General features: G+C 67.8%; 16 protein-coding genes. 8 read left to right on the top strand and 8 right to left on the bottom strand.

From position 1 onward, the window contains the following. Positions 1-7: 7 nt before the first annotated feature. Entirely contained in the window at positions 8-1,210 is a 1,203-nt protein-coding gene (gene gltS / locus ACSION_RS00330; protein WP_435304353.1) for a sodium/glutamate symporter, read from the bottom strand. Positions 1,211-1,313: 103 nt separating this feature from the next. Between gltS and ACSION_RS00325 the strand changes: the two genes are divergently transcribed. Together ACSION_RS00325 and ACSION_RS00320 are read left to right on the top strand one after the other, a co-directional pair. Next, on the top strand, positions 1,314-2,549 hold the full coding sequence (locus ACSION_RS00325) for a flavohemoglobin expression-modulating QEGLA motif protein (RefSeq protein ID WP_435304352.1): 1,236 nt from the start codon (positions 1,314-1,316) through the stop codon (positions 2,547-2,549). A 48-nt stretch (positions 2,550-2,597) separates the two neighbouring features. Continuing rightward, positions 2,598-3,242: a LuxR C-terminal-related transcriptional regulator gene (locus ACSION_RS00320; protein WP_435304351.1), complete on the top strand. Its 645-nt coding sequence runs from the start codon at positions 2,598-2,600 to the stop codon at positions 3,240-3,242. Between the two features lies 1 nt (position 3,243). Here the strand turns inward: ACSION_RS00320 and ACSION_RS00315 are convergent, their stop codons facing one another. After that, positions 3,244-4,158 (bottom strand): AEC family transporter, encoded by a 915-nt coding sequence (locus ACSION_RS00315; RefSeq protein ID WP_435304350.1) that lies wholly within the window; start codon positions 4,156-4,158, stop codon positions 3,244-3,246. A gap of 22 nt (positions 4,159-4,180) precedes the next feature. Continuing rightward, positions 4,181-6,823 (bottom strand): hybrid sensor histidine kinase/response regulator, encoded by a 2,643-nt coding sequence (locus tag ACSION_RS00310; protein WP_435306626.1) that lies wholly within the window; start codon positions 6,821-6,823, stop codon positions 4,181-4,183. 138 nt (positions 6,824-6,961) lie between these two features. Between ACSION_RS00310 and ACSION_RS00305 the strand changes: the two genes are divergently transcribed. The 4 genes from ACSION_RS00305 to ACSION_RS00290 all read left to right on the top strand — a co-directional run bounded on the left by ACSION_RS00305 (position 6,962) and on the right by ACSION_RS00290 (position 15,174). Then, a complete protein-coding gene (locus tag ACSION_RS00305; protein WP_435304349.1) occupies positions 6,962-8,317 on the top strand; it encodes a dicarboxylate/amino acid:cation symporter in 1,356 nt (451 codons plus the stop codon). A gap of 38 nt (positions 8,318-8,355) precedes the next feature. Beyond that, a complete protein-coding gene (locus ACSION_RS00300; protein ID WP_435304348.1) occupies positions 8,356-11,436 on the top strand; it encodes a TonB-dependent receptor domain-containing protein in 3,081 nt (1,026 codons plus the stop codon). 17 nt (positions 11,437-11,453) lie between these two features. After that, positions 11,454-12,761: a hypothetical protein gene (locus ACSION_RS00295; protein ID WP_435304347.1), complete on the top strand. Its 1,308-nt coding sequence runs from the start codon at positions 11,454-11,456 to the stop codon at positions 12,759-12,761. A gap of 115 nt (positions 12,762-12,876) precedes the next feature. Beyond that, positions 12,877-15,174: an NADP-dependent malic enzyme gene (locus ACSION_RS00290; protein ID WP_435304346.1), complete on the top strand. Its 2,298-nt coding sequence runs from the start codon at positions 12,877-12,879 to the stop codon at positions 15,172-15,174. A gap of 158 nt (positions 15,175-15,332) precedes the next feature. Here the strand turns inward: ACSION_RS00290 and ACSION_RS00285 are convergent, their stop codons facing one another. From ACSION_RS00285 to ACSION_RS00270, 4 genes are all read right to left on the bottom strand, one after another. Further along, on the bottom strand, positions 15,333-15,716 hold the full coding sequence (locus ACSION_RS00285) for an STAS domain-containing protein (protein ID WP_435304345.1): 384 nt from the start codon (positions 15,714-15,716) through the stop codon (positions 15,333-15,335). Between the two features lie 103 nt (positions 15,717-15,819). After that, positions 15,820-16,206 (bottom strand): STAS domain-containing protein, encoded by a 387-nt coding sequence (locus tag ACSION_RS00280; RefSeq protein ID WP_435304344.1) that lies wholly within the window; start codon positions 16,204-16,206, stop codon positions 15,820-15,822. Continuing rightward, on the bottom strand, positions 16,203-16,640 hold the full coding sequence (locus ACSION_RS00275) for an ATP-binding protein (RefSeq protein WP_435304343.1): 438 nt from the start codon (positions 16,638-16,640) through the stop codon (positions 16,203-16,205). Before ACSION_RS00275 ends, ACSION_RS00280 begins: the two co-directional genes overlap by 4 nt. After that, positions 16,612-18,609 (bottom strand): SpoIIE family protein phosphatase, encoded by a 1,998-nt coding sequence (locus tag ACSION_RS00270; RefSeq protein WP_435304342.1) that lies wholly within the window; start codon positions 18,607-18,609, stop codon positions 16,612-16,614. The genes ACSION_RS00275 and ACSION_RS00270 overlap by 29 nt, the downstream gene beginning before the upstream one ends. Before the next feature lie 246 nt (positions 18,610-18,855). Here ACSION_RS00270 and aceE point away from each other — a divergent pair, with 246 nt between their 5' ends. Beyond that, entirely contained in the window at positions 18,856-21,549 is a 2,694-nt protein-coding gene (aceE, locus tag ACSION_RS00265) for a pyruvate dehydrogenase (acetyl-transferring), homodimeric type (protein ID WP_435304341.1), read from the top strand. A 46-nt stretch (positions 21,550-21,595) separates the two neighbouring features. Here the strand turns inward: aceE and ACSION_RS00260 are convergent, their stop codons facing one another. After that, a complete protein-coding gene (locus tag ACSION_RS00260) occupies positions 21,596-22,540 on the bottom strand; it encodes an HNH endonuclease (RefSeq protein WP_435304340.1) in 945 nt (314 codons plus the stop codon). A 178-nt stretch (positions 22,541-22,718) separates the two neighbouring features. On the opposite strand from ACSION_RS00260, the gene ACSION_RS00255 reads away from it, so the two are divergent. Beyond that, complete coding sequence (locus tag ACSION_RS00255) at positions 22,719-23,036, top strand: DUF3817 domain-containing protein (protein ID WP_435304339.1); 318 nt, start codon at positions 22,719-22,721, stop codon at positions 23,034-23,036. Positions 23,037-23,095 lie beyond the last annotated feature (59 nt).

Below are 23,095 nucleotides of genomic sequence, written 5' to 3'. Positions count from 1 at the left end.
GCTGGCCTCAATCCCAGAGATTGATGAACCCGGTGATGATCAGCGCGTTGGTGAAGTCGATGAAGAACGCGCCGACCAGCGGCGCGACGAGGAACGCGCGCGGCGCCATGCCGTAGCGTTCGACCAGCGTGCGCATCACCGCCATCGCGTTGGCCGTGGTGCCGAGCATGAAGCCGATGAAGCCGCCGCCCATCACCGCGGCATCGTAGTCGCGACCCATCACCCGGAAGACCACGACGCAGAACAGGGCGACCACGATCACCTGCAGGGCGAGGTTCACCAGCAGCGGTGCCGCCAGCCCGGACAGCTCCCAGAGCTTGAGGTTCATCAGCGCCACCGCCAGGAACAGCGCCAGGCAGACATTGCCGATCAGGTCGGTGGTGGCCACCGGCAGGCGGATCCAGCCGGTGCGGTCGTCGATCCAGCGGATCAGTGCGCCGACCATCATCGCGCCGACGTAGGCGGGCAGGGTCAGGCCGGCGGCGCTCAGCCCGGCGCTGACGCCCGCGCCCAGCCACATCGCCACCAGGATGACCACCACGCTCTTCAGTGCATCGGATTCGCGGGTGGCGAAATCGGGCTGGTCGCGCGCACCGGCGGGTTCGGCGGCGGATTCGTCCGGTGCGCCCAGCTTCACTCCGCCATACAGCTTGTGGCGGCGGATCAGCACCGTGCTCACCGGGCCGCCGAGCAGGCCGCCGCAGATGATGCCGGCCATCGCCGAGGCGACCGCGATGGATTCGGCGCCCGTGACGCCGGCCTGTTCGAACAGCGGCGCGAACGCCAGGCCGGTGGCCGGGCCGCCGGTCAGCGTGGTGGAGCCGGCCAGCACGCCGAACAACGGATGCAGGCCGAAGCCCAACGCCACCGCCATGCCGAGCAGGTTCTGCACGACGGCGAAGCCGGTGGCCAGCAAGAGGAAGATGACCACCTGTCGCCCGCTGATGCGCAGCAGCGAGACGCTGGCGTTGACGCCGATGGTGGTGAAGAAGGCGATCATCAACGGCGCCTGCAGGCTGGTGTCCAGCGTGAACAGGGTGACGTCGCGGTTGCGCGCGACCAGCACGGCCAGGGCCACGGCCAGGCCGCCGATGACAGGCGCGGGCAGGTTGTAGCGGGACAGCACGGGGATGAAGCGGCAGAGGGCGTAACCGAGGAAGAGCGCCAGGCCGGCGAAGGCCAGTGTCTGTACCGCATCGAGTTCCAGCATGCTGCCCCCGCAACCGATGGAAGAGTGCCGAGCATAGTGCAGGCGCGGCCGCTTGTGACGATGGCCCCGCGCGCTGGGCTACAGTGGCCGGAGGGAGGGCACCATGCAGGCCGACATCGTCCATCACGCCGCGCTCGACGCGCGCCTGGTCAAGGCTGTGCGCGGGATCAAGCTGCTGAGCCTGGCCAGTTGGCCCGCCGACGCGCAGGCGCCGTTCCTGGCGGGCGTGGCCCGTGGCCAGCCCGTGTTGCCGGTGATCGACTACCCGCGGCTGGACTTCGGCGATGCGCGGCGCGAACTGGCCGCCGTGTCAGCGGCGGCGGACGCCTCCCATCCCTTGGGCCGCTACCTGCGCGAATCCGTGCACAGCTGGGACATTGCCGCGCAGTTGCTGGAATCGCTGGGTTCGCCGCGGGTGACCGACCACTCCATCGCGCTGTTCGGTACCCCCGAGGAATGCCTGCCAGGAGACGGGCCCACCACGCGCGATGCGGCGCGGCATTTCATCACCATCGCCAACGACCTGGACCACGAGCTGCTGGCGCCGGAAGAACAGATTCCGGTTTCCGCCACGGCGCTGCAGCTGCAGTTGCAGGCGGACCTCGATGATTTCTTCGATGGCCGCGTCATCACCGTCGAGCTCGACCCCACGCTGATCGCGAAAGCCGCTGCCGGCGCCACCCGCATCCGCCTGCGCCATGGCGCGGCTTTCAGCGACTACGACCGGCGCCAATTGCTGCAGCACGAGGCGCTGGTGCATTCGCTGACCGCGCTCAACGGGCGCGAGCAGGTGCACCTGCCGAGCCTGGCGTTGTCTTCGCCGCGCGTGACCGCCACGCAGGAAGGGCTGGCGACGTTCGCCGAACAGATCACCGGCAGCATCGACATCGAGCGGATGAAGCGCATCAGCCTGCGCATCGAGGCGGTGGCGATGGCGTTGGCCGGCGCGGACTTCGTCGAGGTGTTCCGCTACTTCGCCGACGCCGGACAGAACCCGGCCGAGAGCTTCTCGTCGGCGCAGCGCGTGTTCCGCGGCGTGCCCACGAACGGCGGCGCGGCGTTCACCAAGGACACGGTGTACCTGCGCGGGCTGGTCGGCGTGCACACGTTCTTCCGGCATTCGCTGCAGCAGGACCGGCTGCGTCTGTGCCGCCGGTTGTTCGCCGGCAAGATGACGCTGGAGGACGTGGCGGGCTTCGAACCGCTGTTCGAATCCGGCGTGCTGGCGCCGCCGCGCTGGTTGCCGCGCTGGGTGAGCCGTGCCAGTGGACTGGCCGGCATGCTGGCGTTCTCGTTGTTCGCCAACCGCATCCGCCTGGATCGCCTGTCGGCCGACTAGCCACAAAGTGCTAACCGCCGCATCCGCGCCGGATGGCACACTGGCGGCATGAGTGCGCCCGCCATCCTTGTCGCCGACGACCACCCGCTGTTCCGCAATGCGGTGATCCACGCACTGCGCGAGGCGCTGCCGGCCGCAACGGTGACGGAAGCGGCTGGCGCCACCGCGCTGGGCCAGGCCCTGGACCAGCGCCCGGACACCGACCTGGTCCTGCTCGACCTGACCATGCCGGGCGCGCATGGCTTCTCGGCGCTGTTGCATGTGCGCGGCGAGCATCCCGAAGTGCCGGTGGTGGTGATCTCGTCGAACGAACATCCGCGGGTGATCCGCCGCGCGCAGCAGTTCGGCGCGGCCGGTTTCATTCCCAAGTCCTCGCCCGCCGACACCATCGGCGAAGCGGTGGTCGCGGTGCTGGAGGGTGGGGCCTGGTTTCCGCCGTTGACGGCGGAGCGCTCAGAGCATGACGCCGCGCTCGCGGCCCGCCTGGCGCAGCTCACCCCGCAGCAGTTCCGCGTGCTGCTGTGCCTGGCCGACGGCTTGCTCAACAAGCAGATCGCGCACGAACTCGGCCTGGCCGAGAACACGGTGAAAGTGCACGTCACCGCGATCCTGAAGAAGCTGGAATGCCACAGCCGCACCCAGGCAGCGGTGCTGGTGAAATCGCTGGAGCCGGAAGCGCCGCCGGCCGAGTGAGTCAGCCCAGCCAGCGCGGCAACTGCATCGCCAGCGGCACGGTCGCGGCGGCCAGCAGCGTCTGCCACGTCACCAGCGACGCCATCAGCGGGGCATCGCCACCCATCTGTCGCGCCATGATGTAGGCATTGGAGGCGGTCGGCAGCGCGGCGTAGAAGCAGGCCGCGGTCGTCACGGGCGCGCTGGCATCCAGCCATCGGCACACGAGCACGGCGAGCACGGGCAGTGCGAGCAACTTCAGCGCCGACGTCGCGCCCAACAGCGCAGGGCGAAGGTGATCGCGCTGGAACTGCAGGCCGCCACCCACGCACAGCAGGCCGAGCGCCAACGCGGCATCGGCGAGGATGTCGAGCGCCGCGGCCAGCGGTACCGGCAGCGGCAGGCCGCTGAGGTTGAACAGCAGGCCGGCCAGCGTGGCCAGGATGATGGGGTTGCGTGCCAGCGCACGTGCGATGCCGCGCGCGCTGGCGTCGCCGCTGCCCCACCACGCCAGCGCGACCACGGCGATGACGTTGACCACCGGCAGGCAGATCGCCAGCGCCAGCATCACCATCGTGGTGGTCTCGGGCGGGAACAGCAGCGCCGCCACGGCCAGCCCGAAGTAGCTGCTCGGCCGTACTGTGCCCTGCACGACGGAGGAGCGGCTGGGGCCGGACAGCTGCGGCGCGGCCTGCAGTGCCAGCAGGACCACCGCCGTCAGCAGCAGCGTCGGCAGCAGGGCTGCCAGCGACAGATCGAGCGCATCGGCGGCGGACAGCTTCAGCCGTGCCGTGCCGACGAAGAGCAACGCCGGGAAGGCCACGTAGAAGGAAAACCACTCCATGGCAGGGAACAGCCCGTCGGGGACGCTGCGCATCCGCCGTAGCGCGGCGCCCAGCAGCACGATGGCGAGGACGGGGATGACGTAGGTCAGCATCGCGATGCCATGGCGGTGGTCCTCATCGTGCGCGCCGCACGTGCAGTTGGGTCATCAGCGCGCGCAGCGCCGCGGGCTTCACGGGTTTGGACAGGAAGCCCCAGCCGTAGGCCTGCGCAAGCGCGCGCAGGGCATCGTCGCGCTCGGCGGTGACCAGGATCACCGGTGGCGAGGCCGCCCAGCGTTCGCACAGCGCGGTGTAGACCGTCGGCCCGTCGGTGTCGCCCAGGCGCACGTCGAGCAGCAGCAGGTCCGGCGCTTGTCCGGGGATTGCAGCGGCCAGCGCCTCGGCGGGTCCGGCGGCCAACGGCACCTCGCATTCCCAGCGGTGCAGCAACGCGCGCGTGGCTTCGCAGACGCGCGGGTCGTCGTCGATGCACCATACCCGGCGGCCGCGCAAGGGCGAACCGTCGTCGCTTTCGACGATGGGGAATGCCGGTTCCAGGGTCGCCGCACCAGCGGCGCCCCGTGGCAGTTCCACCCAGAACACGCTGCCGCGTCCCAGCTGCGAGCGCAGGCCGATGCGGTGCCCGAGCAGCCGGCCGATGCGTTCCACGATCGCCAGGCCCAGGCCGGCGCCGCGATCGTTCACCACACCGTCGCCGAGCCGGCGGAATTCCTCGAAGATTTCCGCCTGCAGACTCTCCGGGATGCCGGGGCCCTGGTCGTGCACTTCGATGCGAACGCCCTGCGGGAACCGCCGCACGCCGAGCAGCACCCGGCCGCGTGGGGTGTAGCGGATCGCGTTGGACAGGAAGTTCTGCAGGATGCGCCGCAGCAGCGCTTCGTCGCTGCGCACGATGGCGCGGGTGGGCACGCTGTCCAGCCGCAGCCCGCGATCCGCGGCCACGATGCCGAACTCGCGCGCCAGTGTTTCCAGCAGCGGCGCGAGCGCGAAGTCGCGCACGCGCGTCGGGAGCGCGCCGGATTCCAGCCGCGCGATGTCCAGCAGGCTGTTGAGGATGGCGTCCTGCGCGACCAGCGCGTTGTCCACGTGGTCGGCGATGCGGCGCGCTTCCTCGTCCGCCAGCCGACCGCGCAACGCGGAGACGAACATGCGGGCGGCGTTGAGCGGTTGCAGCAGGTCGTGCACCGCCGAGGCCACGAAGCGCGTCTTGTAGCGGTTGGCGCTCTCCGCTGCCTGGGTCGCATCGGCGAGCGCGCGCGTGCGTTCTTCCACGCGATGCTCGAGCGCGTCCGCCAGCGAACGCAGTTCGCGCGCGGCGTTCTTGTAGCTGGTGATGTCGGCATAGCTGGTGACGAAACCGCCATCCGGCAGCGGGTTGCCGCGGATCTCCAGCACCACGCCGTCGTCCTTCTCGCTCTCGCGCATGTGCGGCTTGCCACTGCGCAGATGCTCCAGTCGGCGCTGGATCGCGTCTTCCACCGGACCCGGCCCGAGCAGGCCGCGCCGCGCGTTGAAGCGGAACACGTCCTCGATCGGCCGTCCGACGTGGATCAGGTCGGGCGGGAACCGGAACAGGTCCATGTAGCGCGAGTTCCACGCCACCAGGCGCAGGTCGGCATCGATGATCACCACGCCCTGTGGCAGGTGCTCCAGGCTGCGGCTGAGTCCGGCATCGGCCGAGCGCGCGGCTTCGACGATGCCGTCCTGCGCGGTGCGCAGTTCCTGCGCGTGCTGCTGCAGCACGGCTTCCAGTTCGGCGCGGCTGCGTTGGCGCAGCACGGCCAGGCGGCGACGCTGCTGCATGAACAACACCAGGAACGACAGCGCCAGCCACCCGCCACCGGCCGCGATCGCCGCGGTGCGCGCGGCCGCGACGGTGGCCGACGCGTCGTGCAGCAGGTGCAGGTGCCAGCCTTCTTCGGGCAGCGCCATCGATTGCCACAGCACCGGATCGGCCAGCGCCGGGTCCAGCAAGCGCACGCGACGCGTGTCGCCTGCATCCGAAGGCAGCGCCTGCACGCGCAGCGGGGAGAGCTGCTGGCGTGCGTACTGGCGGGTGGTGGTGAGTTCGCGCCGGTCGGTCTCGGTAAGCGTGCGCAGCGTGCGGTAACGCCACTCGTCGCGGCTGGCGAGGAAGATCACGTCGTGCGCATCGCTGACCAGGACGATGTCCGGCGTCTGCAGCCATTCCTGTTCCAGCGCGTCCAGTTCGATCTTGATGACGACCAGGCCGGCCACCTGTCCATCGGGTCCGGTGATGGCCTGCGACAGGAAATAGCCGGGCTCGCCCGTGGTCAGGCCGATGCCGTAGAACTGGCCGCGGCCGTCGCGCAGCGCTTGCTGCACGTAGGGACGGAAGCTGTAGTCCTCGCCGACGTTGCTGGTGGGTTCGCGCCAGTTGCTCGCCGCCAGCGCGATGCCGCGGCGGTCGATCAGGGTGAGCGTGGAGGAGCGGGTCACGCTGTTGGCGTTTTCCAGGCGCTGGTTGAGCGCATTGCGGCGCGCATCGTCCACCGGCGCGGCGAGCGCCTGGCGCAGGTCCGGGTCCTGGGCCAGCACCTGCGGCAGCGTGCGGTAGCGGTCGATGCGTTGCTGCAGCGCCTGCGAATGCAGGTCCAGTTGGCGATGCAGCTGGGCGGTTTCGTCGCGCAACGCGCGCGCACCGGCCCAGCGGTAGGCCATCGCCATCGCCAGCATCGCGCCGCCCACGGTGAGCAGTACGACGAGCAGGGTCTGGCGGTGGCGGCGCGTGCGCAGCATGGCGGTCAGTCTACGGGGGCGCCGCCCCAAGGACGTGGGCTAGTACCAATAGGTTATCGGTGTCGCGGCGAAGCGGGGGTACAACATGCCGGCCGCCGATGTGGGCGGCGTCCTGTCCGTTCCCGGAGCCATCCCATGCACCTGGCCGAAGCGCCCGTCCTGCCACCGCCGAAGCAGCCGCTGTACAAGCAGCTGTACTTCCAGGTGATCGTGGCCATCGTGCTGGGCGCGACGCTGGGCCACTTCGAGCCGGCGCTGGCCGAATCGATGAAGCCGCTGGGCGATGCCTTCATCAAGCTGGTGAAGATGATCATCGCGCCGGTGATCTTCCTGACCATCGTCACCGGCATCGCCGGCATGACCCACCTGCGCACCGTGGGCCGGGTGTTCGCCAAGGCGATGGTGTACTTCCTGTTCTTCTCCACGCTGGCGCTCGTGGTCGGCATGGTCGTCGCGCACGTGGTGCAGCCCGGCGCCGGCATGAACATCAACCCGGCCGACCTGGACCAGTCGGCGGTCAACGACTACGTGCAGAAATCGCACGAGCTGTCGCTGGTCGGCTTCCTTATGGACATCATCCCGAAGACGCTGGTCAGCCCGCTGGTGGGCGACAACATCCTGCAGGTGCTGTTCGTGGCGGTGCTGTTCGGCCTGTCGCTGGCGCTGGTCGGCGAGAAGGGCCGCCCGGTGCTGAACCTGCTGGAGGCGCTGACCGCGCCGGTGTTCCGCCTGGTGCACATCCTGATGCGCGCCGCGCCGATCGGTGCCTTCGGCGCCATCGCCTTCACCATCGGCAAGTACGGCGTCGGCATGCTGGTCAACCTGGCGTGGCTGGTCAGTTCGTTCTACCTCACCTCGCTGCTGTTCGTGATCGTGATCCTCGGCTTGGTGTCGTGGTGGTGCGGCTTCTCGATCTTCCGCCTGATCCGCTACCTCAAGGCCGAACTGCTGCTGGTGCTCGGCACGTCCTCGTCCGAATCCGCGCTGCCGTCGCTGATGGAGAAGATGGAGCGCGCCGGTGCGGCGAAGTCCGTCGTCGGCCTGGTGGTGCCCACCGGCTATTCGTTCAACCTGGACGGCACCAACATCTACATGACGCTGGCCGCGCTGTTCATCGCGCAGGCCACCAACACCGAGCTGAGCCTCGGCCACCAGATCATGCTGCTGCTGGTCGCGATGCTGAGCTCGAAGGGCGCCGCCGGCGTTACCGGCGCCGGCTTCATCACGCTGGCCGCCACGCTGGCGGTGGTGCCGGAAGTGCCGGTCGCCGGCATGGCGCTGATCCTGGGCATCGACCGTTTCATGAGCGAGTGCCGCTCGCTGACCAACTTCACCGGCAACGCGGTGGCCACGCTGGTGGTCGCGCGCTGGGAGAACGCGCTCGACCGCGATGCGCTGGCGCGCGCGCTGGGCGGGCCGTCCGCACCGATCGCCGCCGCGCCCGATCCGGCCGCAGGCCCGGGCGACCCGACACGACTCACGGCCGACTGACGCCGGCCACACCACGTCTTCAGAGGAGGGACTGAACGATGCATACCAACCGACGCGCCGCCCCATTGCGGAGCGGTCTTACCCTGGCCTTGCTGGCCGTGATCCATGCCGCCGCGGCCCAGGACGCGCCAGCTCCGGCCGCGCCCGCGCCGCAGGCCGAAGCCGCGCCCGCCGACGATGCCAAGACCCTGGACAAGGTGGTCGTGGTGGGCTCGCACATCCAGGGCGCGGCCACCACCGATGCGCTGCCAGTGCTGGTGGTCGGTGCGGAACAGATCGATGCCGCCGGTGCGATCTCCGGCGACGAGCTGATGCGCACCATCCCGCAGATGGGCGACGTGCTGTTCGATGCCTCGAACAATCCGCAGACCAGCAATGCGGCGCGCGGCGACGTCAATTCGGTGAACCTGCGTTCGCTCGGCGTCGGCAACACGCTGGTGCTGCTCAACGGGCGCCGCCTGGTGCAGCACCCGACCAGCCAGGGCACGTCCGATACCGGCACGGTGCCGGTGCAGAGTTTCAATTCCAACGCGATCCCCGTCTCCGGCCTCGACCGCATGGAGATCCTGCTGGATGGCGCGGCGGCCATCTACGGCGCCGACGCGGTGGCCGGCGTGGTCAACACCGTGCTGCAGACCGATTTCGACGGCGTCAGCGCCAGTGCGCGCTACGGCACCGCGGAAGGCACCGGCATGAACGAGTTCGAGACGAACGTCTTCGCCGGCAAGAACTTCGATCGCGGCAACGTGTCGGTGTTCCTGAACTACACCGACCGCTCCGAGCTGATGGCGGCGGACCAGGAATTCACCTCCACCGACGACCTGCGCGCGCTGTTCGCCGACTACCCGGACTTCGCCGGTCTCACTGCGCTGGATGGCCGTTCCTCGCACACGCCGTGGGCGCGCCTGACCGTGGGCCCGCGCGCGGTGATCCGCTCCAACGGCGTGGCGGTGACGAACACGGCGGGCGCGTTCCGCGTGCAGCCGTCGAGCTTCGGGTGCGGCGTCAGTCTTGGCAACGATCTCTGCCTGGCCAGCGGCAACCACAACTTCAACACCACCAACCGCGAGATGCGCTACGACACGCGCTACGGCACCACGGTGCGGCCGTCGGTGGAGCGCTTCAATGCCTACCTCACCGGCCACTATTCGCTCGACAACGGCGTGGAAGCGTTTGGCGAAGTGGGCTACTACCAGGCCGTCAGCGAAGCGCTGCAGCCGCCGGTGGTGAACCTCAACAGCCTGTGGATTCCCGCCAGCAATTACTGGAATCCCTTCGGCGCGACCACGCTGCCGGATGGCACGCCGAACCCGAACCGCCTGCCCGGCCTGACCAACGTGCCCGCCGCCGGCCTGCCCGTGCAGATGAGCAACTACCGCTACGTCGACACCGGCTTCCAGCGCGTGCGCGTGGAGAACTACCAGGCGCGTTTCCTGGCGGGCCTGCGTGGCGAGTGGAACGGCTGGAACTGGGAAACCGCGCTGCTGTACTCCGAAGCCGAAGCCAAGGATCGCTCGCCGAACATCAACATGACCGCGCTGCAGCAGCAGCTCGCGTTGGCCACGCCCGATGCGTACAACCCGTTCAGCGGCGGCTGCGTGGACACGCCGACGCACAGCGACTGCTCGCCCAGTTCGCAGGCGGCGATCGACGCCATCGTGTTCGACCTCGTGCGCAAGTCGCGTACCACGCTGACCATGGCCGACTTCAAGATGAGCCGCGCGGACCTGTTCGCCTTGCCGGCCGGTGAAGTGGGCGTTGCCTTCGGCGCAGAAGCACGCCGCGAGACGCAGGAAGACGACCGCGACGCCAACCTCGACGGCACCTACACCTTCACCGACATGGTCACCGGCGAGACCAACCTCAGCAACGTGGCCGCGGTCAGCCCGAACCCCGACACCCGCGGCTCGCGCAACGTCGGCTCGGCCTACGTGGAGTTCGCGGTGCCGTTGGTCTCGGCCGACATGGACATCCCGCTGGTGCATCGCCTGGACATGCAGCTGGCTGGCCGCTACGAGCACTATTCCGACTTCGGTTCGGTGGCCAAGCCCAAGGTCGCGCTGGCGTGGGACGTGGTGGAAGGCGTGCGCCTGCGCGGTTCGTACTCCGAAGGCTTCCGTGCGCCGAACCTGGAGCAGACCAACGCCACCCAGTACTCTCGCCTGGCCAGTGGCGTGGACCACATCCGCTGCGAAGCCGACCTGCGCGCCGGTCGTATCGCGTCGTTCAGTGCCTGCGGGCAGAACACGGCGGGCGCCTCGCTGCTGGTGGCCGGCAACCCGGACCTGGAACCGGAAGAGAGCACCAACACCTCTTACGGCGTGGTGTTCCAGCCGACCTTCATCCCCGAGCGCTTCGGCAACTTCACCTTCACCGTCGATCGCTGGAAGATCAAGCAGGAGCAGATCGTCGGCCTGCTCGGCGCGCAGACCGCGCTGACGCTGGACTACCTCAACCGGGTGGAAGGCGGCAGCAATCCGCTGGTCGTGCGTGCCGATCCCACCCAGGAAGACATCGACTTCTTCGCGGGCACCGGCATCGATCCGGTCGGCCAGGTCATCGCGATCAACGACCGCTTCATCAACCTGCAGCCGCAGACCGCCGGCGGCCTGGACATCGGCATGGACTGGTCGCTGCGCCGCACGCGCTTCGGCAGCTTCTCGGCCAGCCTCAACGCCACCAAGCTGCTGGAATTCACCCGCGACCCGGGCGACATCGTCAACGCGCTGTACGCCGCGCGCGCGGCCGGCACCATCGATCCGCTGACGCCGCTGCCGGACCCGAGCCAGCTGATCGGCCAGAACGGCCGACCCGAATGGCGCGCCAGCGGTTCGCTGACCTGGAACAAGGGCCCGTGGCGCGTCGGTTACTCCGCGCAGTACATGAGCTCGTTCGAACAGCCGCAGCTGCTGGGCGCCTCGGGCGATCCGTGGGTGGTAGAGGACCGTCTGTTCCACAATCTGTACGGGCAATACCGCTTCCCCGACGGCACCGCGCTGCGCCTGGGCGTGCGCGACCTGACCGACGAAGGTCCGGCGCTGGCCGATGGCGGCTACCGTGGTTCGCTGCACAATCCGTGGGGCCGCTACTTCTACGTCAATATCAGCCGGTCGTTCTGAGGAAGATGCCCCCCGCCATGCGATCTTCGCACCGCCGTTGGCGCGGCCTCCTGCTCGCCGCCTGCCTGGGCGCATCGGCGCCCGCCGTGCAGGCGGCGACAGCGGCCGACACCGACGTGGCGTTCGCCCCCGTGCCGTGTCCTGCGTCCGTCGGGACCAGGGTCGCGTGCCACGAAGGGCGCGATGCGCAGGGCGCATGGCTGCTGGTCGCGATGCCCGAGGCCTGGAACAAACGGCTCATCGTGCATGCGCACGGCGGGCCGCGCCTGGGCGCGCCGAAGGCGGGTGATTCGGCGGAGGACCTGGATCGCTTCGCGGTGATGGTGCGCGAAGGCTATGCCTGGGTCGGCACCACGTATCGTCGCGGCGGTTACGGTGTGCGCATGGCGGCGGCCGACGTGGAACACAGCCGGCGCGTGTTCTGGGCGCGTTGGGGCCGGCCGGAGCGCACGCTGCTGCATGGCCAGTCGTGGGGCGGCAACGTGGCGGCGAAAGCGGCCGAGCTGTACGCGCTGGAGATCGACGGGCGCGCGAACTACGACGGCGTGCTGAGCACCAACGGCATGCTGTATGGCGGCACGCGCGGCTACGGGTTCCGTGCCGACCTGCGCGCGGTGTACCAGTACTACTGCCGCAACCATCCGGCGAAGGGCGAAGTGCAGTATCCGCTCTGGCAGGGCTTGCCGGCCGACGCCCGCATGACGCGCGACGAGTTGCGCGCGCGCGTGAACGCGTGCACGGGCGTCGAGCTTCCCGCCGGCAAGCGCACGGCCGCGCAGGCAGCGAACCTGCGCGACATCCTCGCGGTCACCGGCGTGGCCGAGAAGCAACTGGTCGCGCACCTGGCGTGGGGCACGTTCCATTTCCAGGACGTGGTGCAGAAGCGCCTCGGCGGCCGCAATCCGTTCGACAACAGCGCCACCGTCTATCGCGGGTCGCACGACGACACCGCCTTGAATGCGGGCGTGGAGCGCTTCCGTGCCGACCCCGCTGCGGTGGCCGCCCTGGCCTACGACGCCGACCTGTCCGGGTTGATCGTGCTGCCGACGGTGACGGTGCATGCGCGCCACGATCCCACCGTGTCCTACGAAGCCGACGCCGCGTACGCGACGACCGTCGCCGCCGCCGGACGCAGCCACCTGCTGTTGCAGGCGCTGACCGACGAGCAGGACCACAGCCGCCTGCAGGATGCGACCTACACCACCGTATTGCAGGTGCTGGAGCATTGGCTGGACACCGGCGAGAAGCCCGCGCCCAGCGCGTTCGGCGAGACCTGCGGCCGCGCGTCGCCGCCACGCGATGCTTGCCGCTTCATGACACCCTGAGCGGGACGTTCGCGCGCACGGCGTGACGCAGCGCCGCATTCCGCGGAATCCGGCCCCGGCGGGGACCGGGTAGAATTGCCGCTCCCCCGCCTTCACCACAGGCACCGTTTCCGCGATGACGAACGACGATTTCAAGCAGGCCGCGCTCGAGTACCACCGGCTGTCCCCGCCCGGCAAGATCAAGGTCGCTCCGACCAAGCCGATGCTGACCCAGCGCGACCTGGCCCTGGCTTACTCCCCGGGCGTGGCCTACGCCTGCGAGGCCATCGTCGAGGACCCGAACACCGCCAGCGAGCTCACCGCGCGCGGCAACCTGGTGGCCGTGGTCACCAACGGCACCGCCGTGCTGGGCCTGGGCAACATCGGCGCGCTGGCCGGCAAGCCGGTGATGGAAGGCAAGGGCGTGCTGTTCCAGAAGTTCGCCGGCATCGACGTATTCGACATCGAGATCAACGAGACCGATCCGGACAAGCTGGTCGAGATCATCGCCTCGCTGGAGCCGACCTTCGGCGGCATCAACCTGGAAGACATCAAGGCGCCGGAGTGCTTCATCGTCGAGCGCAAGCTGCGCGAGCGGATGAAGATCCCGGTCTTCCACGACGACCAGCACGGCACCGCGATCATCGTCGGCGCGGCCGTGGTCAACGCGCTGGAAGTGGTCGGCAAGAAGATCGGCGACGTGAAGCTGGCCACCAGCGGCGCCGGCGCGGCCGGCATCGCCTGCCTGGACATGCTCGTGGCGTTGGGCCTGAAGCCGGAGAACATCCTCGCCTTCGACCGCGACGGCGTGATCTACAGCGGCCGCCCGCACCTGGACCCGGACAAGGCGCGGTATGCGCGCGACACCGGCAAGCGTTCGCTGGCCGAGATCGTCGACGGCGCGGACATCTTCCTGGGCCTGTCGGCCGGCGGCATCCTCAAGCCGGAGATGGTCGCCACGATGGCGGACAAGCCCATCATCCTGGCGCTGGCCAACCCGAATCCGGAAATCCTGCCGGCCGATGCGAAGGCCGTGCGCCCGGACGTCATCATCGGCACCGGACGCAGCGATTACCCGAACCAGGTCAACAACGCGCTCTGCTTCCCGTACATCTTCCGTGGCGCGCTCGATGTCGGTGCTACCGTCATCAACGAAGACATGAAGGTCGCCTGCGTGCACGCCATCGCCAAGCTGGCGCGGCGCGAGGCCTCCGACCTGGGTTCGGCCTACGGCGACGACGTGCCCTGCTTCGGCCCCGAATACCTGATCCCGCGTCCGTTCGATCCGCGTCTGCTGGTGGAAGTGGCCGCCGCGGTCGCGCAGGCGGCGATGGACTCCGGCGTGGCGCTGCGCCCGATCCCGGACATGTGGGCCTACCGCGAGAAGCTGGGCCAGTTCGTCTACCGCACCAGCCTGATGATGAAGCCGGTGTACGACCGCGCGCGTGCCGACAAGAAGCGCGTGGTCTATGCCGAAGGCGAGGAAGAGACCGTGCTGCGCGCCGTGCAGACGGTGATCGACGAAGGCCTTGCGTTCCCGATCCTGATCGGCCGCCCGGACGTGATCGATGCGCGCATCCAGCGCCTCAGCCTGCGCATGCGCGCCGGCGTCGACTTCGAAGTGACCAACCAGGACGACGACCCGCGCTTCAACGACTACTGGCAGCACTACCATGCGCTGACGGCGCGCCGCGGCGTGACGCCGGCGGCGGCGAAGAACCTGATGCGCTCGAGGCCCACGCTGATCGCCGCGGTGATGGTGGCGCGTGGCGAAGCCGACGCGATGATCACCGGCCTGGTCGGCCGCTTCCACAAGAAGCTCGGCTACGTGCGCAGCGTGATCCCGCTGGACCCTGGCGTGCAGTCCACCTCGGCGATGACCGGCGTGATCAACAACCAGGGCGCGTACTTCTTCCTGGACACGCACGTGCAGGACGACCCGACCGCCGAGCAGATCGCCGAGGCCACGCTGCAGGCGGCGTACCGCCTGAAGCTGTTCGGCATCGAGCCGCGCATCGCGCTGTTGTCGCACTCCAACTTCGGCAGCCACGAGACGCCGGGTTCGATCAAGATGCGTCGCGTGCGCGAGCTGCTGCTCAAGCGCAAGCCCGACCTCAACGTGGACGGCGAAATGCAGGGCGACACCGCGTGGGACGAAGTGCTGCGCAGCCGGATGATGCCGGGCAGCACGCTGACCGGTCGCGCCAACCTGTTCGTCATGCCCAACCTGGATGCCGCCAACATCGCCTACAACATGGTGCGCGTGGTCACCGACGGCGTGGCGATCGGCCCGATCCTGATGGGCATTTCGCGGCCGGTGCACATCCTGACCACCAGCGCCACGCCGCGTCGCGTGATCAACATGACCGCGATCGCCGCGGTGGATGCGCAGATCCGCCAGCAGCGCGAAGCCGAGCGCAGCGGACCGGGCTGATCGGTCTGAGCCCTGGAGAGAAAAAGCCCCGCATGCGGGGCTTTTTCTTGGTCGGTATCCAGGACTTCAGGTGTGGGAGCGACGTAAGTCGCGATGGGCTACAGGTAAAGCCTCATCGCGACTTACGTCGCTCCCACATCCCACATTCTTCTTGCCTGTCAGTTCTCTTCCTCGCCATCGAGGATCCGCCGCTGCAGCGCATCCAGGTAGGCGTCCGCATCGGCGGTGGATTCGAAGATCTCATCCATCGGCACGGCCTGCACGATCTCGATCACCTTGCGGATCTGTTCCTGCGGATGCACCACCAGCAGGCGGCCTTCATGCGGCGCCAGGGCTTTGCGCGCCTTCAGGATGCTGCGCACGCCGGCGCTGCTGATGTAGTCCAGGTGGGCGAGGTCCAGCACCAGCGCCTGCGGACGCGCCGCCAGCATCGGCGCCAGCGCTTCGTCGAGCTGCGCGTAGCTGAGCGTGTCCAGCCGGCCGCTGAGCAGCACGTACTGGTTGCCGTTCACCGGCGGGTAGACCTCAATCTCCAATGTCATCGGGCATCTCGTGCAACGGATGTGCCGGGTGGGGGCGACCCGGGTATGGAGGGGAGGGAGGTCGGATCGTAAAGCAAAAGTGAGACGACGCGGCCCGTGTCTGTCAGTCGTCGTCCTCGCCGGCCTGCAGGACCTTGCGCTGCATCGCGTCCAGGTAGGCATCGGCTTCGGCCGTCGACGAGAAGATCTCGTTCAGCGGCACCGCCTTGACCATGTCCAGCACCTTCTGGATCTGCGGCTGCGGGTTCACCAGCAGCACCTTGCCGCCGTGCGGGGCCAGTGTCTTGCGGGCCTTGAAGATGGAGCGGATGCCCGCGCTGCTGATGTACTCCAGCCCCGAGAGGTCCAGCACCAGCGAGTGCAGCTGGCGCGACAGCATCGGCGCGAGCGCTACGTCCAGGTCTTCGTAGGTGTGCGTGTCCAGGCGGCCGCTGACGGCCACGCGCTGGCTGCCCTTGCCCGGCGGCAGGATGTCGATGCCCAGGCTCATGGTGCGGTCTCCTCGGTGGGGATGCGCAGCGTCAGCCGCAGCACGTTGTAGTTGCCGACGCGCTCGTAGTGGGCGTCTTCCGACACCTGCCGCACCAGGTGCAGTCCCAGGCCGCCGGTGGGGCGGTCGAGGATATCGGCGTCCAGATCGGGGGGTGGCTGGTCGAGCGGATTGAACGGAACACCGCTCTCGCGGAATTCGAGCGTCAGCAGGTGGTCGCGGATGCCGATGTCCACGCACAACTCGTGCTCCTCGGTATCGACGCGGGCGAGGTCGCCGTGCTCGATCGCATTGCTGGCCAGCTCCTCGACGATCAGGCGCACATCGCCCTGGATCGCGCGGCTGACGCCGTTGTTGGCCAGCACGGCTTCGAGCGACGCGTTGAGGTCGTCGACACGGGCGTGCTCACGGGGAATGAACAGTCGCATCTGCATGCGCGGTCTCCTGTGATGGCGGAGCTTCGGGGGAAGTGGGGGCGCTGTCCAGCCGGCGGCGGATGGCCAAAGCCGTGATGTCGTCCGACTGCGGTGCGCTGCCGGTAAATGCGTGAACTGCCGCGATCAGCCCTTCGCACTGTTCGCGTGCGTTCGCACCCGGGCGCAATGCGCCGGGGATGCGCTCCGGGCCGAACGCGACGTTGTCGGCGTCGAACGCCTCGGTGATGCCGTCGGTCCATGCGAGCAACGTGGTGCCGGCCGGCAACTGGCCCGACCACAGCGGGAAAGCGTCGCCGACCTCGAACCCCAGCGGCGGCCCGGGTTGCAGCGGGAGTGTTTCCTGGCGCCCGTCGGCATGCAGCAGCAACGGCGCGTCGTGGCCGGCGCTGGCCAGCACGCATTCGCCGGTGCGCACGTCCACGCGCCCGCACAGCACGGTGGCGAACATGCACGCGTCATTGCCCTGCACCAGCCGGCGCGAGGCTTCGGCCAGCACGCGGTCGGGACGGGCATGGCTGCTGGCCGCCACTTCCAGCACGGTCACCGTGCGGGCCATGAACAATGCCGCGGGCACGCCCTTGTCGGAGACATCCCCGATGGCGAACCACAGCGCGTCCGTGCCGGTCTCGATGAAGCTGTAGAAATCGCCGCCCACGGCCTTGGCCGGTTCCAGTCGCGCATAGGCTTCCAGGTGGCTCTGCTCGCGGTCGATCACCCGGCCCGGCGGCAGCATCGCCTGCTGGATCTCGCGCGCGATGGACAACTCGCTCTCCAGTTTCTGGCGCGCCGCCGTCATGTCCTCGATCTCGCGCAACTGCTGCTGGATCGATCCGCGCGCGTGTTCCAGCGTGCGTGCCATCTGGCCGACCTCGTCGCGCCGGCCCACGTAGGGCACGGGCATCGCGTAGTCGCCTTCGGCCAGGCGTGCGGCGGAGGCCGAGAGTCGTTCCACCGGCTGGCTGATGTGGCGCGCCAGCTTGCGCACCACCAGCATGCAGACCAGTGCCAGCAGCGTACCCACGGCGGCGAGCATCCACAGGGCCTGGTTGAGGCGCTCGGTGATCAAGTCGTACGACTGCGCGACCAGCAGGTTCCAGCCCGTGTCGCCCACCGGCTCCACGACGGTGTAGCGCCGTTCGCCGGTCACGGCATCGACGTGCGCATGCTGAAGCGGGCGCCGCAGCCTGACCGCCTGCGCCGCTTCCTGCAGGTCGGCACGACCGGCGCGACGGATGTACTCGTCCAGCGTTTCCAGCCGGTCGACCCCCACCTCCGGATTGAGCGCCAGCGTGCCGGCCGGGGCCACCAGCGTCACCCGCCAACCCGGCAGGTTCGCCAGCGACTCGACCATGTCGGTCAGGTTGGCCAGCGGCAGGTCCAGGCTGACCATGCCGCGGGTGCGCGCACCACGGCCGGGTTCGCGCAGCGGCATGTTGTAGGTGACCATCCACACCGCACCCGCGGTCTGGTTGAGGTAGGGCTCGGACCACCAGCCGCCGGGCGATGCCACGGTGCGCTGGTACCAGCCCTGGTCGCGATAGGGATAACCGTCGGCGACGAGGTCGCGGTCGTGTCCGTTCGCCGCCACATAGCGGGCGAAGGGCGTGTCGTCGCGCGTGCGCGGCTCCAGCACCAGCAGGCCGCCGGCACAGCCGGGCGTGGCCTTGACCATCGCGCGCAGCGTGGCGGTGAGTTCGTCGGGCGCAAGGTTGGCCGAGCCGACCAGGTCGGAGATGCCGTGCGTGGTGATGGTGACCACGCGCATCGCGTTGTCCAGCCGTTGCACGGCTTCCTGCGCGCTGGCCTGGGTATCGCGGCGTGCGTTGTCCAGGATCATGCGCCGCGCGTACCACGACGTCGCCACCACCAGCAGCACCAGCAGCACCACGTTCACCAGGCCCGCCCACACGGCGATGCGCGTGCGCAGGCTGCTGCGCCAGTGCGAGGCACCGGCAGCATCTGGCACGACGTTCCCTGGCACTGCGTCTTGCATGCCGCCCCCGAGCCTTCCCCCGCGCCGATCATAAGCGCACTGGAATGTTGCAATACGGCAAAGGTCTTATTTTGGTGCTTTTGTTGTCCCGGGACAGCGACGTAGTGTCCGTTCCATACGCCTGCGTAGCCAGGTCTGCCGCGGGGTGCGTGCGTTACACTTCAGGGTCTACAAGAATCGGCGACGCCACGCCCCACGCGCGGCGCAACAGGAGTGGGAATGAACTGGTTGAACGAGATGTTGCAGAGCGATCCGGACCCGCAGGAATCCCGCGAATGGATCGATTCCATGCAGGCGGTGATCGAGAAGAACGGCGCCCTGCGTGCTCACCAGTTGCTCGAAGGCATGGTGGAAGTCACCCGCCGCGCCGGCGCCTACCTGCCGTTCTCGCCGACCACCGAATACGTCAACACCATCGCGCCGCAGAACGAGGCCAAGAGCCCCGGTGACGCCGCGCTGGAATGGCGCATCCGTTCGATCATCCGCTGGAACGCGATGGCCACCGTCGTGCGCGCCAACCGCAAGCCCGGCGACCTCGGCGGCCACATCGCCAGCTTCGCCTCCGGCGCGACGCTGTACGACGTCGGCTTCAACCACTTCTGGCGCGCGCCGAGCGAGAACCATCCGGGCGACCTGCTGTTCATCCAGGGCCACAGCGCGCCGGGCATCTACGCGCGTTCGTACCTGGAAGGCCGCATCAACGAGCAGCAGCTCGACAACTTCCGCATGGAAGTCGACGGCCAGGGCATCTCGTCCTACCCGCATCCGTGGCTGATGCCGGACTACTGGCAGACCCCGACCGTCTCGATGGGCCTGGGCCCGCTGGCGGCGATCTACCAGGCGCAGTTCATGAAGTACCTGGAGCACCGCGGCCTGATCGAGAAGTCCGACCGCAAGGTGTGGTGCTTCATCGGCGACGGTGAGAGCGACGAGCCGGAAACCCTCGGCGCGATCGCGCTGGCCGGCCGCGAAGGCCTCGACAACCTGATCTTCGTCGTCAACTGCAACCTGCAGCGCCTCGATGGCCCGGTGCGCGGCAACGGCAAGATCATCCAGGAACTCGAAGGCGTGTTCCGCGGCGGCGGCTGGAATGTCATCAAGCTGCTGTGGGGCAGCTACTGGGATCCGCTCATCGCGCGCGACACCAGCGGCGTGCTGAAGAAGCTGATGATGGAAACCGTCGACGGGGAGTACCAGAACTGCAAGGCGTTCGGCGGCAAGTACACGCGCGACAACTTCTTCGGCAAGTACCCGGAGACGGCGGCCATGGTTGCCAACCTGTCCGACGACGACATCTGGCGCCTCAACCGCGGCGGCCACGATCCGCACAAGGTCTACGCGGCCTACCACGAGGCGGTGAACACCAAGGGCATGCCCACGGTGATCCTGGCCAAGACGGTGAAGGGCTACGGCATGGGCTCGGCGGGCGAATCGCTCAACCCGACCCACCAGACCAAGAAGCTGGACGACGAAGCCATCCGCACGTTCCGCGACCGCTTCAACATCCCGGTCAGCGACAAGCAGCTGGAAGAATCGGCGCAGGTGCCGTTCTACCACCCGGGCGAGGACTCGCCGGAAATCCAGTACCTGAAGTCGCGCCGCGCCGCGCTCGGCGGCTACCTGCCGCAGCGTCGCCGCAAGGCCAGCGAGTCGTTCGAGACGCCGAAGCTCGAGGCGTTCGACCGCCTGCTGAAGAGCACCGGCGACCGCGAGATCTCCACCACGATGGCGTTCGTGCAGGGCCTGAACATCGCGCTGCGCGACAAGCAGGTCGGCCCGCGCCTGGTGCCGATCGTCGCCGACGAGGCGCGCACGTTCGGCATGGAAGGCATGTTCCGCCAGATCGGCATCTACGCGCCGTTCGGCCAGAAGTACAAGCCGGTCGATGCCGACCAGCTGATGTACTACCGCGAAGACCAGTCCGGCCAGGTGCTGCAGCAGGGCATCAGCGAGCCGGGCGCGATGTCGTCGTGGATGGCGGCGGGTACCAGCTATTCGGTCAGCAACGTGCCGATGCTGCCGTTCTACATCTACTACTCGATGTTCGGCTTCCAACGCATCGGCGACATCGCGTGGCAGGCGGCGGACATGCGTACGCGCGGCTTCCTGCTGGGCGGCACCGCGGGCCGCACGACGCTCAACGGTGAAGGCCTGCAGCACGAAGACGGTTTCAGCCACGTCATCGCCGGCAGCATCCCGAACGTGCGCAGCTACGACCCGACCTTCGGTTTCGAAGTCGCGGTGGTCCTGCAGCACGGCATGCAGAAGATGCTGCAGGAGCAGGTGGACGAGTACTACTACGTCACCCTGATGAACGAGAACTACAGCCATCCGGAAATGCCGGCAGGCGCGGCCGACGGCATCATCAAGGGCATGTACCTGCTCACCGATGCCGGAAAGCCGAAGAAGGGCGAGCTGCGCGTGCAGCTGATGGGCAGCGGCACCATCCTGCGCGAGGCGATCGCGGCGGCCGAGCTGCTGGACAAGGATTTCGGCGTCACCGCCGACATCTGGTCCTGCCCGAGCTTCAACGAGCTGCGTCGCGATGGTTTCGACGCCGAGCGCTGGAACCGCCTGAACCCGGAAGCGAAGACGCCGCGCAAGGCGTACGTGACGGAACTGCTGGAAGGCCGCCAGGGTCCGGTGATCGCCGCGACCGACTACGTGCGCGCCTACACCGACCAGATCCGCGCCTTCGTGCCGGCGGCGTACACGGTGCTGGGCACGGACGGCTTCGGCCGCAGCGACACCCGCGCCAACCTGCGCCGCCACTTCGAAGTGGACCGCTACTACATCGCCCACGCCGCCATCGCCGCCCTGGCGAAGGAAGGCAAGATGACCGGCAAGGACGTCGCCCGCGCGATCAAGCAGTACAAGATCGATGTGGAGAAGGCGAACCCGGTTACGGTTTAAGCCTGAGAGAGATCAGACAAGAAAGCGGCTTCGGCCGCTTTTTTGTTTAGGCCGATCTAGTCAAAAACAACTTTCGATGATGTTCGAGGAATCTCGAATGTGCATCCATGAAGGGTTCCACTTTAAGGCCCTTATTTATTGACCAGCGATGGAGAACATCATTGGGCAAGCTCGGATGCGTGAGCATCGTGCCATCATTCTCGAAAGATATAAGCGCTTCATCGAAGAGCGCGTCAACATGTGGCGAAAGCATTATTCCGTTATACCCACTGATGCGCTCCTCGTTGGATGAGTCTCGCCATGGCTTGATGTGGCTGGCTATCAATAGCCTCGAGTCCTCAACTCCTGTAACGCGACAGCTTGGTCCGAGCAGCATCACCTGCTTTCGGAAGAATCCTTGCCCGACCCGAGCTTTCGCTAGCTGCAGTCGTTGCGTCTCCGAGACATCTCCTTGCTGCTCCAACTCGTTCAGATCGTCGAGAAGCTCGATGTCTGGCTCTGAGTCCCGCACGAAGTTCTTCACATCGAAATCGGGAGATGCATCGATGCCGATGAGTGCAAGAAGCATGAGCCCTAAAGCATCTGATATCGATGCAAGATAGATCCCCTGATTCCCGTTGCCATTGGCCTGAATAGGTGAGTGGCGGGTGGGCAGGAGTGGCGCAATGGCATCGATGTGCTGTTTCGGATGGAGTGGCTTCGGTGTAGCGCTGAAGTACACGTTGACCAGCCATCCCTCATTTGACCAGTAATCCCCAACTTTGCCGAACTCATGCGGCTTTGGGCTTCGGAAGGCAGCTTCCGTAACGCGCCCGATCGCTCCGATATGAGCATTTGCGTACGAAAAGACGATGTCGCCAGGACGTACGAGAGTCATGTTCTCGTAGCTCTGATTGAAGCCATTGTCTTTGTTTCGGATGGGCGACCACAGATAACCGCCACGAACCTCGTGGTCCTTGGTTTGCTTGTGGTTAACCCACCAAAAGGCCATGACTTACCTCTTGGTCCAGCATACCAGGCCATCTCGGCTCTTCAGTCTTGCTGCTTCTACATCGCATCCGGGGCTGGCGGTCGTGCTTCGGGTTCGCTTGTCGACCCGCTAGAATCCCAACGCCAGCGAGCGTCGCCGCCGCCATCGCGTCGCGGCATTCCCTCACTGGAGTTCCTGCATGTCCCGACCCCTTGCGCCCGCCGGGCGCCTGTTTGCTGTCGCTGCCTTCCTTGAAGGCTTCACCTGGGCCGGTCTGCTGATCGGCATGGCGTTCAAGTACAGCGCCATCGGCAACGACCTGGGCGTGAAAATCTTCGGGCCGCTGCATGGCGGTGCGTTCCTGTTCTATGTCGTGGTTACCGCGCTGTCCGCTCTGCGCCTGCGTTGGCCGTGGTGGGCGGCGTTGCTGGCGATGGTCGCCGCGGTGCCGCCGCTGGTAACCGTGCCGCTGGAAATGTGGTTCCGGCGGATCGGCTTGCTGGGTCCGCGCGGCTGACGCGTGGGCATGGCGGGCCGGGGCCCGCCCTACGTGCGGCGCGTCCTTCGCATAGACTG

Source organism: Pseudoxanthomonas sp. LjRoot125 (assembly GCF_964252705.1).
Classification (GTDB): domain Bacteria; phylum Pseudomonadota; class Gammaproteobacteria; order Xanthomonadales; family Xanthomonadaceae; genus Pseudoxanthomonas_A.
This window is presented reverse-complemented; position numbering and strand designations above follow the sequence as displayed.